This is a genomic window from Paenibacillus illinoisensis NBRC 15959, from assembly GCF_004000925.1.
GTDB lineage: Bacteria > Bacillota > Bacilli > Paenibacillales > Paenibacillaceae > Paenibacillus > Paenibacillus illinoisensis.
Window position 1 is genome coordinate 74,008 of sequence record NZ_BIME01000003.1, and the last position, 11,326, is coordinate 85,333.

Annotated in this window: 10 protein-coding genes; 8 read left to right on the plus strand and 2 right to left on the minus strand. The window is 49.0% G+C overall.

Annotated features, from left to right (window positions below):
* Positions 1 to 285: 285 nt before the first annotated feature.
* Positions 286 to 1,218: a MerR family transcriptional regulator gene (locus PIL01S_RS09055; RefSeq protein ID WP_127537266.1), complete on the minus strand. Its 933-nt coding sequence runs from the start codon at positions 1,216 to 1,218 to the stop codon at positions 286 to 288.
* Between the two features lie 266 nt (positions 1,219 to 1,484).
* On the opposite strand from PIL01S_RS09055, the gene PIL01S_RS09060 reads away from it, so the two are divergent.
* The 8 genes from PIL01S_RS09060 (at position 1,485) to PIL01S_RS09090 (ending at position 11,086) form a co-directional block, all read left to right on the plus strand.
* Complete coding sequence (locus tag PIL01S_RS09060) at positions 1,485 to 2,960, plus strand: phospholipase D family protein (RefSeq protein ID WP_463674764.1); 1,476 nt, start codon at positions 1,485 to 1,487, stop codon at positions 2,958 to 2,960.
* A gap of 125 nt (positions 2,961 to 3,085) precedes the next feature.
* Positions 3,086 to 3,709: a TetR/AcrR family transcriptional regulator gene (locus PIL01S_RS09065; protein WP_127537268.1), complete on the plus strand. Its 624-nt coding sequence runs from the start codon at positions 3,086 to 3,088 to the stop codon at positions 3,707 to 3,709.
* Positions 3,706 to 4,050, plus strand: a complete 345-nt coding sequence (locus tag PIL01S_RS09070) for a DMT family transporter (protein WP_110758598.1) — start codon at positions 3,706 to 3,708, stop codon at positions 4,048 to 4,050. Before PIL01S_RS09065 ends, PIL01S_RS09070 begins: the two co-directional genes overlap by 4 nt.
* Positions 4,050 to 4,364, plus strand: coding sequence for a DMT family transporter (locus tag PIL01S_RS09075; protein WP_095359987.1), 315 nt, complete (start codon positions 4,050 to 4,052; stop codon positions 4,362 to 4,364). Before PIL01S_RS09070 ends, PIL01S_RS09075 begins: the two co-directional genes overlap by 1 nt.
* Positions 4,365 to 4,475: 111 nt before the next feature.
* Entirely contained in the window at positions 4,476 to 4,607 is a 132-nt protein-coding gene (locus tag PIL01S_RS30020) for a hypothetical protein (RefSeq protein WP_281280778.1), read from the plus strand.
* A 202-nt stretch (positions 4,608 to 4,809) separates the two neighbouring features.
* Complete coding sequence (locus tag PIL01S_RS09080; RefSeq protein ID WP_127537269.1) at positions 4,810 to 5,760, plus strand: TetR/AcrR family transcriptional regulator; 951 nt, start codon at positions 4,810 to 4,812, stop codon at positions 5,758 to 5,760.
* Positions 5,761 to 5,795: 35 nt separating this feature from the next.
* Entirely contained in the window at positions 5,796 to 9,008 is a 3,213-nt protein-coding gene (locus tag PIL01S_RS09085) for an efflux RND transporter permease subunit (protein ID WP_127537270.1), read from the plus strand.
* A gap of 401 nt (positions 9,009 to 9,409) precedes the next feature.
* On the plus strand, positions 9,410 to 11,086 hold the full coding sequence (locus PIL01S_RS09090) for a PucR family transcriptional regulator (RefSeq protein WP_127537271.1): 1,677 nt from the start codon (positions 9,410 to 9,412) through the stop codon (positions 11,084 to 11,086).
* A gap of 12 nt (positions 11,087 to 11,098) precedes the next feature.
* Here the strand turns inward: PIL01S_RS09090 and PIL01S_RS09095 are convergent, their stop codons facing one another.
* Positions 11,099 to 11,326 carry a hypothetical protein gene (locus PIL01S_RS09095; protein ID WP_127537272.1) on the minus strand — a complete coding sequence of 76 codons (228 nt, stop codon included), beginning with the start codon at positions 11,324 to 11,326 and terminating at the stop codon, positions 11,099 to 11,101.

An 11,326-nucleotide genomic window follows, 5' to 3' on the forward strand; every position in this document is an offset into this window, starting at 1 on the left:
CTTACCATTCCTAACCTATTATTAAACCATTGAAGAATCACCGAAGCGGATAATAGACAAAACGTTATACAAATATAATACAAATATTATACGAACTTGTAAACATAAATATGACTCACGGGTCAAATAATCGAAAAAATTAGCGTTAATATCACAAAAAGGCACCCCTTAACGCGCTTGCGTCATAGGATGCCTTTTCTTGAATAGCCTATACCTTATCATGGGAGAGCATTCGCTCATTCAACTCTTCGGTCACATACACTTGTCGGCCGATGAACTTAACACTTAGCCCTGTGTTCGGGTTGGATTGTCGGTCAGATACTCGCGCTCAAGCCATGCTTGCCAGTCGGATGATTCCTCCGGCATGACCCACTCCGGATAAGCTGCATTTTCATTGCGCTCATACCCCTTGCCTCCGAGGATAAAGCGCATATGCGGAAACTCGGACTGAATGCGATCGATCAGGCGATCACACTGCTCGCTTAAGGCTGGATTCGTAATGGAGAGACAGACCAGCTTAATCTTTTGCTCCCGGATAATGGGGAAAACCCCTTCCTCCGGAGTATTGGCACCGAGATATAATACTTCGGCTCCATTTTTACGCATAAACAACGAGAACAACAGCAATCCCACCTGATGATGCTCCCCCTCCGGACAGAGTGCCAGAACTTTGGGCAGATGCGGATAGATCGGGAACAGATGGAAAAACTGATAGAACCGCTGTGAGATCAGCTGGGTCATAAAATGTTCCTGTGCGACTGATGCTCTGCCCTGCTCCCATGCATCCCCCACGCGAACGAGAATGGGTACAAGCACATGGTAAAACATCGAATCATATCCATACATGGTAAAACCAAAATCAATCAAACCGTTGGCACGTTCACCTTGGAAATGGTAGAGCGAGTCGTATATCTGATCGGTCATGCGTAAGTAGGCCTCTTCCATTGTGGGAACAGGCGCGGTGAGCGGACCCGGAATGACCGCTTCTGGCGTTTTTGCTTTGTTTTCTTTTAACATGCGCACGGCTTCCGATATGTTGGTCTGATGCTGTTCTACCTGCTCCTTCAGCCAACGCAAATCTTCAACATTTTCATCCGTGTACAACCGATAACCCGATTCCGTCCGTTCAGGGGTTACCGCACTGTACCGATTCTCCCAAGCCCGGAGCGTAACCGTTGGAATGTCCAGCATGGCAGCGACTTGTTTGATGGAATACACTTGATTACCTACTCTCTTTTCTGAAATATCCCGACCGTCAATAGGTTAACGAATACTTCCTCCGTCCTTGTCAAGTATATGGAAATCCCAACATTCTACAAAAATAATACACTCATTATACACAACGGTCACACACCTGTCGATTGCATTCAGGCAAATCATATATGGATAAAATACATTTCTCTCTGTCCCCTACGCAGCCTGCGTCAATGCTCATGACAGAGTGGTAATAGTAGTCAGCACGTTTACAGAAAGGGGATATGCCGTTGTTTACTACAAGGCGATCATCATCAGAACACCAAACATCCAGACGTCGTTTTCCATACATACGAACAGCTCTTGGACTCCTTATTCTATGGCTTGTGGCCGTCATGTTATATCAAACTTATAAGCCCCTGCCCGCAGGCATCTCCTATGAAAGCCCGGAATATCGCGTAGACGAGGTCGCATTCCTTCATGATCTCACTTATCCGTCGGCAGACGGGCAGATGGAACACGAGCAGCAGATTTTCCAGCGCATGCTGCAGATTGTGGAGGAGGCGGAGCAATTTGTTGTGGTGGATATGTTCCTGTTTAACAACTATCAGCATAAGGGTCAGCATTTCCCACCGGTTAGCGTAGAATTCACAGATGCTCTGGTCGCCAAAAAAAAGCAGCATCCTGACATGCAGATTTTGTTCATTACGGATGAAGTGAACACCAATTATAATTCGGCACCCAATGAACTGCTGGAGCGAATGAAGAAGGCCGGCATTGAAGTTGTGATTACCAATGTGGATCCACTCCGGGATTCGACGCCCGTATACTCGGCAGTCTGGCGTACGTTCTTCCAATGGTTTGGCCAGTCGGGTGATGGCTGGATTCCGAATCTGATGGCAAGTGACGGCCCAGATGTTACCATGCGCTCTTACCTTAAGCTGCTTAATGTAAAGGCCAATCATCGCAAGGTCGTAGCCAGTGAGAAAAAGGCAATCGTCTCCTCCGGCAATATCCATGATGCTAGTGCCTACCACTCCAATGTGGCGTTTGAAGTTACGGGACCCGTCATTGGAGATATACTTCATTCGGAACAAGCCGTACTGGATATATCAGGGGGAGGTCAAGTTCCTTCCTACACAGCACCTTCCACCAATCCAAACCAAGGCGATCTGCGCATCCGCTATCTGACCGAAGGAAAAGTGAATGATGCCGTATTACATGAGATCAATCTGACGGAAAAAGGGGATACCTTGTGGATGGGCATGTTCTACATTGCTTCTCCAAAAGTTCTGGACGCATTGCTTGATGCTTCCAAACGAGAAGTAGATATCCGGCTTGTGCTCGATCCGAACGAGAATGCCTTCGGCCAGGAGAAAATCGGTATTCCGAATCGGCCTGTAGCCGCCGAGCTGCATGATAAATCGGATGGCAAGATCCAAATCCGCTGGTACAACACAACCAAGGAGCAGTATCACACCAAAATGTTGTATATTGCCAAAGCCACTGGGGATCATATTGTGCTTGGCGGATCAACCAATCTTACGCCCCGAAACATGAATGACTATAATCTTGAAAATGAACTATGGGTAGCTGCGCCTGCAGATAATGAGTTTAGTCGCAGCGTGGCGGATTATTTTGAACGAGTGTGGAATAATGAGGATGCCGAGTTCACTCTGAATCTGGACGAATTCCAGGAGAAAACCACTTTCCTGAAGGGAATTCTCTATAAACTGCAGCTCATACTGGGATTTACCACGTTCTAAGCTACCCTGAGTTGTGTATTGGTCGCCTGTGAAATTTCTGCAGGCGGCTTTTTTTGAATGGACTTGACATCTGATGTGAAATATGAAAATATGGTCTCCTAACGACCGTTAGGAAGGTGAATAAAATGACAGCACAATCCATACGTAATGCGGCCTTGTTCCACTTTGCCAGAGATGGATATGAAGGGGCATCCCTTCGGGCTATCGCTGACGATGTAGGAATTAAGAAACCGTCCATATATGCCCATTTCAGTGGCAAGGAAGACTTGTTCCTCCAGGCACTGGCTCATGCTTTTCAAGAAGTAAAACGCCATACATTGGAATATTTCCGCGATCATGCCGAACTTCCCCTGGAAGACAGACTCAAGGGCGTGTTCCCCTGGTTCGAACAGGAATATAACGCTAGCCCTTCAACACGCTTGATGCTGCGCATGTCCTACTTCCCCCCTCCCGGACTGTACAACGAAGTGATGGACATCGCACATCCATTTCTTGATGGCATGGAGCGATCACTGAACCGGCTCCTGCAGCGAGCAGTACGTCATGGAGAATTACCTTCGATTCCAACGAAACAAGCTGCCATTGCCTTTATGACTTCTCTCGATGGAATTACCGTGGAGATTATTTATGGAAGCTCTCGCCGTTACAATAGACGTCTTGAGGCGGCATGGCCTGTTTTTTGGCATGGCATTCATCATTTGAACGAAGAGGCACAGAACATCGTGCCGGAAGGAGAAACATCATCATGAACCGCAATTGGTTATACGTATTTATCGGAGGCATCATCGAAATTGTCTGGGTAAGCGGACTGAAGCATGCCTCCAATCTATGGGAATGGGCGCTAACCGCTGCAGCTATCATCATTAGCTTCGCCCTGATCATCGCAGCCTCCAAGAGATTGCCGGTGGGCACGGTCTACGCCGTATTTACCGGAATCGGTACCGCAGGCACCGTGCTTGCGGAAATGCTGCTGTTCGGGGAGCCATTCCGTCTGGCCAAAATCCTGCTGATCGGACTGCTGCTCTGTGGCGTAATCGGACTGAAGCTCGTGACGGATCAACAAGAAGAAGCGAAGGAAGGTGTGGCATAATGGCATGGTTAGCAATTGTAGGCGCAGGTATCTGTGAGATTTTCGGCGTAATCGGAATCAACGGCGCTTCGACCAAAAAGGGCTGGCCTTATATCGTGCTTATGCTCATTTCCTTTGTATTCAGCTTCTCGCTGTTGTCCTATGCGATGACCTCCATTCCGATGGGCACCGCCTACGCTGTCTGGACAGGCATTGGTACCGTTGGCAGCACATTAACGGGCATGTTCCTGTTCGGCGAGCGCAAGGAGGTCAAAAGGCTGCTGTTCATTGCCATGATTCTGGTGGCTGCAGTCGGATTGAAGCTGATTACGTAAATATGGTATTCATTTTGTAAAAACTAGGGCGATTTCCATCTGGAAGTCGTCTTTTTGGTATATCATGTAAATAGGCATATGTACGCTGTGAATGTGGAAAGGATGACTTGTATGAAGAAATGGTTGGTACGTCTCAGCACGCTTGCAGGCTATTCATTCCTAGCCCTCCTGGCTGCATTTTATCTGGTCGCACTGACAGCCATCATTATTCTGGCCATACATGCCTTCGGGAATGGAGCATAGTTCTTTACACGTTTTTACGTTTATCCACGGCAATGCTCACTTCCACCTCTCTCTCCTTCTTGAAAAACTGGACTGCTCTCATTGTTCGAATTTCCAATTTCCTCCCATTTGAATTTGCTCTTCCACTTCGTTTATACTTGTTTTGACCCTGAAGTCAATTCAAGAACTCATAAGTTCCGCAGATGAGGTGAAGGTATCGTTAATGAACCCAATTCATGAAATGAATGAGAAGAAAAAACTCATTATAACGACAGCTCTCAAGCTGTTTTCTGCCAAAGGCAGTGCTGCAACGTCCATGCAGGAGATTGCGGAGCTATGCGGCATGTCCAAGGGAAGCCTCTACCTGATTTTCAAATCCAAAGAGGAATTGGAAGCCAGTACGATGGAGTACTGCATCTATACCCTGCTGGATGAAATGTCACAGATTGAACATGAGGCTGGCCTCACATCACGAGAACGTCTGCACAAACAGATTGAGACGCTGCTGCTTCATGTATCCGAATTAAAAGAATTCCTTCGGGTGCAGCTGCGCAGCATGATGATGGATGATGAGCAGCAGCATCCCGGCAGGAAATGCGACCCGCATCACAGGGATATGGAGATCCGAACCCTGCACTGGTTCAAGGATAAGCTGGAGGATCTATACGGTCCCGAGATTGAGCCATATACTGTGGATCTTATTTTGCTGACGCACGGCCTTTTCCTGTCCTACATCAAGATCTGGTTTACGGAGATGCCTTCCCTTACCGTATCCAAAATGGCCGCGAATCTGCTGCAAACGATGGATTATGCAGCGTACGGTTTGCTGGATCAGCGACCCGAGCCTTTGATTAGCTTGGAAAACTGGCCGGCATGGACCAGTGAATCCAAATCGGATTCCACCATGATGCGCCATCCCATTCACATCATCAAACAGATGCAGGATATCGTAACTACCGATCTGGCTGCAGGACAATCCCGAAATGATGCGTTAGAAACCATCGCCATTCTCAAGCAGGAAATGATGGAATTCACGCCGCGCCGGGCTATTATCCTGGGCATGATGCACAACCTGGAGAACATTCCAGCCATCGAAGCGTTGCACTCCGAGCTTCAGCATATTCTGGATGCCATGTATAGCCGGTTCATCCAGGCTGACTCGTCAAACAAATAGAAACAGGGAGAACAGAGAGGAGAAGAGACCATCGTATGAAAGGAATCATTAATTTTTCACTGAACAACAAGTTCGCGATCTGGATCCTGACCATTATCATTTCCTTCGCTGGTTTGTACAGCGGACTGACGATGAAGCAGGAAACCATCCCGAACATCAATGTGCCATTTCTAAGTGTCACAGCGATTGATCCCGGAGCGGCTCCAGAAGGTATCGTAGAAGATGTGACCAAGCCGCTGGAACAGACTCTGCGCAATGTGGAGGGAATCAAGACACTCACATCCACATCCATGGAGAACGCTGCTTCTATTACACTCGAATTTGATTACGGAACAGATCTGACCAATGCTACTGCAGCTGTTCGCGAGGCGCTAAATGAGGTGCAGCTTCCGGACGGTGTACAGAAACCGACCATTTCCAAATTCAGCATCAATTCATTTCCGGTTGTCTCACTGAGCTTGTCCGATAAGGACGGCGGAGATCTGGAGCAGTTGACCAGACTCGTTGAATCTGATATTCAGCCTGCACTCGAAGATATCGACGGTGTAGCCCAAGTACAGGTTTCCGGTCAGTATGTCAAGGAAGTCCAACTGAAGTTCAACCAGGACAAAATGAATGAACTCGGCCTTACAGAAGATACCGTTAACGGCATCGTTCAAGGTTCCTCTGTCCGCGTTCCACTCGGATTGTTCGAACTGGACGAAGCACAAAAAGCCGTTGTGGTTGATGGTAATATCATTGATCTCGATGACCTGAAGAACCTTGCCATTCCTGTGGTACCTAGCGGCGCAGGCGCAGCAGCAGATCCATCTACTCAAGCAGGTGGTGCTGCAGGCCAAGCAACAGCTCCGGATGCCGCACAGGGGTCAACCCCGTCTGCCGCACCATCCGCGGGGGGAAATGCAAGTGCAGGCAGTGCTTCTGGTGCTGCCAATGCAGCAGGAATTCCTACGGTGAAATTAAGCGAGATCGCGAACATTGAGGTTATCGGTCAGGCCGAATCCATTTCACGGACAGATGGCATGGAATCCATTGGTATCTCCATTGTGAAATCCAATGACGCCAATACCGTGGATGTCGTGAATGCCGTTAAAGACAAAGCGGAAGAATTGCAGTCGCAATTCAAAAATGCCCAACTGACGGTATTGCTTGACCAAGGTAAGCCGATTCAGGATTCCGTCAATACGATGCTTGGCAAAGCGGTCTTTGGTGCCCTGTTTGCCATCCTGATTATCCTGTTGTTCCTGCGTAATATTCGTTCAACCATTATCTCGATTATCTCGATCCCGCTCTCCTTGCTTATGGCATTGACTGCGCTTCTACTCATGGACATTACATTGAACATGATGACACTGGGTGCCATGACCGTTGCCATCGGACGGGTCGTGGATGACTCCATCGTTGTTATCGAGAACATCTATCGCAGATTGACCCTTAAGGGAGAGAAACTGAAAGGCCGTGATCTGATCCGGGAAGCAACCCGTGAAATGTTCATTCCAATCCTCTCTTCCACGATTGTAACCATCGCCGTGTTCCTGCCACTGGCACTGGTTAGCGGTATGGTAGGCGAACTCTTCATGCCATTTGCATTAACCATGGTATTTGCGCTGCTGGCATCCTTGCTCGTGGCGATCACCATCGTTCCGATGCTGGCTCATACCCTGTTCCGCAAAGGCCTGAAGAACAAGCAAAATCATGAGGAAAAACCAGGGAAGATGGCTGAGGGTTACAAACGCCTGCTGAACTGGACACTTTCGCACAAAATCATTACCGTCGGCATCGCCGTGGTCTTGCTCGTCGGCAGTTTGTTCCTGTATCCGTTCATCGGTGCAAGCTTCTTGCCAGAACAGCAGGACAAATATGTGACGATCACATACAGCCCGGAAACCGGCTCCCTACGTGAAGACGTTGAAAAAGAAGCACTTGCTGCTGAAAAATATTTGCTGAAGCAGCCTGGCCTGGAGAAAATGCAGTATTCCATCGGCGGCAGCAATCCACTGAGCAGCATGGGTGGAGGAAGCTCAAACTCGGCACTCTTCTATATCGAATACAATGAAGACACCAAAGATTTCAGCCAAGTGAAGGAACAGCTTGTAGAAGGTTTGCGTAAAGAAGTTCCCGTAGGTACCTGGAGTGAGCTGGATATGTCCGGCGGTCTGGGAGGCAGCAGCCTGAGCATCTCCATCTACGGCGACAATGTGGAACAGCTCAAGCCTGTCACGGATGAAGTGTTCAAGCTGGTTGAAGCAGATACCGAAAACTTCGAAAAAGCAGACACCACACTCTCTGACACGTATGGTCAATATACCCTCGTCGCGGATCAGGAAAAGCTGAGCTCACTCGGTCTGACTGCAGGCCAATTGGCTATGGCCCTGAGCCCTGCACAGGAACGCCCGGTACTGACGGAAGTGGATATTGATAACAAAACCTATAAAGTGTATGTCGAGACAGATCAGAAGACATTCGACAGCATCACTGACATTGAAAATGAGACAGTGACTTCTCCGCTCGGCATCCAAGTACCGATCAAGGATGTTGCAAACGTTGAAGAAGGCACTTCTCCAAACTCGATCATGCGCATTGACGGCAAGGTCGTAGCACAAGTTTCGGCTACCATCCTGGCTTCCGATGTGCAGAAGGCTTCACAAACCCTGCAGGATAACATCGACAAGCTGGACCTGCCTGATGGCGTTGAGGTGAAATTTGGCGGTACAACCGAGCAGATCAATGACACCTTTACCCAACTGGGTCTTGCCATGCTGGCAGCCATCGCCATTGTATACTTTGTACTTGTTGTTACATTTGGCGGCGGACTCGCTCCATTCGCCATCCTGTTCTCCCTGCCGTTTACCGTTATTGGTATCATGGTAGGTCTGTTCCTGGCTGGCGGCACCATTGACGTCTCTGCCATGATGGGTGGACTGATGCTGATCGGGATCGTAGTCACCAATGCCATCGTCCTGATCGACCGTGTCATTCACATGGAGAAAGACGGCATGTCTACGCGTGAAGCCTTGCTTGAAGCAGGTGCAACACGTCTGCGTCCAATCCTGATGACTGCACTTGCAACGATCGGCGCCTTGCTGCCACTCGTTACTGGACTGGAAGAAAGTGCGGGAATCATCTCGAAAGGCCTGGGTATTACCGTTATCGGCGGTCTGATCAGCTCTACGCTGCTTACCCTGGTTATTGTGCCGATCGTGTATGAATTCCTGATGAAATTCAAGAAGAAAAGAATCGAAGATTAAGCTGCTCAATTGAACTTCGGTCCATAAAGAGCAATACGGAATTATAATAAACCTCCTGGTTCTCCATTGGAATGATTGTCTATTTCAATGAGATCAGGAGGTTTTTTTGTTTGACCATTAAGGGACTCCCTCCCTAAATGTCAGGTAAAACGACACCAATCCGAACCTGGATTATTCCAGATTACAAAAAAAGATGCCTAGTTTGTTATGTAAAACAAATCAGCGTTAGATTTCAGCCCATCATCGGTAAACGGACTTATAATATAGCTTAATTATGTAAGTTAACGGATTTTAGACAGGTCATCCAGCTCGTACATCACAACATAACAGACGCTCTTCAGAAACCTGCATCATGAGGCGGGATTGCAATTGGCATGCAATTGGGGAAGGACGGTGGTTGTATGGGGGAAACGACGCTCCAACTTCAGATGAGAGACATGTTGAAACGGCCTGTATTTCGCAAGGCAGAGGTACTGGCCAGTGAACGGGCACTGGAGAGGTATGTCCGTTGGGTCCATATTATGGAGGTACCGGATGTGGGCGATCTGTTAAACGGAGGAGAACTGGTACTGACTACCGGCATCGGCTGGCAGGCTGATGAGCAGCAAGGTTTGTCTTTCCTGCGGCAGTTAATTGCCCGTGGTGCGGCTGGACTCTGTATCGAACTGGGGATTCACACCAAGTCCCAACTTGGAGCGATGAAAGAAATCGCAGCAGCAGATGACTTTCCGCTGATCTGGTTCCATGAACAAGTCCGCTATATTGATATTACACAGGACCTGCACTTCGCCCTGATTCGCAGTCATCAGCGGATGCTCGCCGAACTCGACAATCTGACTACCTCGTTCAACCAGCTCCTGCTAAACGGAGACGGCGTACAGCCGCTGCTTCGCTTGTTATCACGCACAATCGGCTGCCCGGTTGCATTATACCCACTCGAGGGGGAAGCCAGTGCTGTTCCTTATTGTCCGCCAGAGCAATTGGAGAACCGGAGAATGGCTTGGTTAACCCAGCGCAACCATTCACCTGAGTCAGGACAATCAAGCAATTCCCATCGTTTGGAGCAACTCATGGATGCCTATACCCTCCCTGTTCAGGCGCTCGATTACACCTTCGCGGACCTGGTACTCTTTTTGGAGAAACTTCCCGAACACGAGCCTGAGTCACTGCGTCACAAACCTACTGATGAATTTGTCGTTCAGGCACTGGAGCGCTGTGCAGCCGCTATTGCACAGGACTGGATGCGAACCAAATACATGGAGGAGAAGCGTCGTTACAAGGAAGACATGTGGGTCATCGACTGGCTGAACGGACATCACACGGCCAAGGAAATTCAAGAGTACCTGTCCGCCAGCCCCCTGCTTGCTGCCAGCAAAGGCACCGTCGTTTTGTTTGACAGTAATCCGAATTATACCGACAGCCTCAAGCTGCAGAAGCTGCTTATACAGCGCAATATCGTCGCCCGTTCTGTATTCTCCAGGGAAGGGTTCTCCCTGTTCAGCACGGTATTGAATCATCAGATCATCCTGATCATCCTCGATCCTCAGCCAGGTCCTCAGCGCAAAAGCCATCTCTGGCGTTGCATAGAGCAGCTCCAGCAGCACGAAACGGACCAGACCCACCGTCTGTTCTCCGGTCTGCTCGGCATCGGTCACAGCTGTGCCGATTTGTCACGACTCAAGGACAGCCTGGATACGGCCAAGGAAACGCTGCGCATTCAAAAGGATACCGGACCCATGCAGCAGCCGTTTTACAGCAATCTCCATGGTTACCGCATCATTGCCGGGATGAAGCAGAGCGGTAATCTGGAGGATTTTATTGAGGAATACCTCGGCCCCGTCATCCGGCATGATGCAGAGAAAGGCGGCCAGCTGCTGCGCACACTCAAGCAATATTTTGTGCTGTGCTGCTCCAAACAGGAGACCGCTACTGCCCTATTCATTGTCAGACAGACCCTCTATCACCGGCTCGACAAAATCGAGGCTTTGCTCGGAGAAGACTATATCCTCCCCGAGAAACGCGTCGCCATCGAACTCGCCATCTACGCTTATGAATACGTTCATGGTCCAATTGCATAAATGGCAAGAGGACTATGCCCCCCGCTGTTCCTGAAGCTGCCGGATCAGAAAGTGGACGAACCACTTTCGTCCGGACGCTGTACCCACATGCTGCTCTTTCATTTCGCCCGGATGATCGGGATGTTCCCACACGACACTGGTACCCTCCAGATGTTCCTGAACCGAATAGATCCGATATCCCAGCGCAACCATTCGTTCAATCGCCAATTTCTCCGCTTCAAATGCTTCATTCTCCATCAT

Coding starts and splice junctions, on each gene's coding strand:
- PIL01S_RS09075 (WP_095359987.1), top strand. CDS start 4,050: ATGGCATGGTTAGCAATTGTAGGCGCAGGTATCTGTGAGATTTTCGGC.
- PIL01S_RS09090 (WP_127537271.1), top strand. CDS start 9,410: ATGGGGGAAACGACGCTCCAACTTCAGATGAGAGACATGTTGAAACGG.
- PIL01S_RS09065 (WP_127537268.1), top strand. CDS start 3,086: ATGACAGCACAATCCATACGTAATGCGGCCTTGTTCCACTTTGCCAGA.
- PIL01S_RS09085 (WP_127537270.1), top strand. CDS start 5,796: ATGAAAGGAATCATTAATTTTTCACTGAACAACAAGTTCGCGATCTGG.
- PIL01S_RS09070 (WP_110758598.1), top strand. CDS start 3,706: ATGAACCGCAATTGGTTATACGTATTTATCGGAGGCATCATCGAAATT.
- PIL01S_RS09080 (WP_127537269.1), top strand. CDS start 4,810: ATGAACCCAATTCATGAAATGAATGAGAAGAAAAAACTCATTATAACG.
- PIL01S_RS09095 (WP_127537272.1), bottom strand. CDS start 11,326: ATGATGGAGAATGAAGCATTTGAAGCGGAGAAATTGGCGATTGAACGA.
- PIL01S_RS30020 (WP_281280778.1), top strand. CDS start 4,476: ATGAAGAAATGGTTGGTACGTCTCAGCACGCTTGCAGGCTATTCATTC.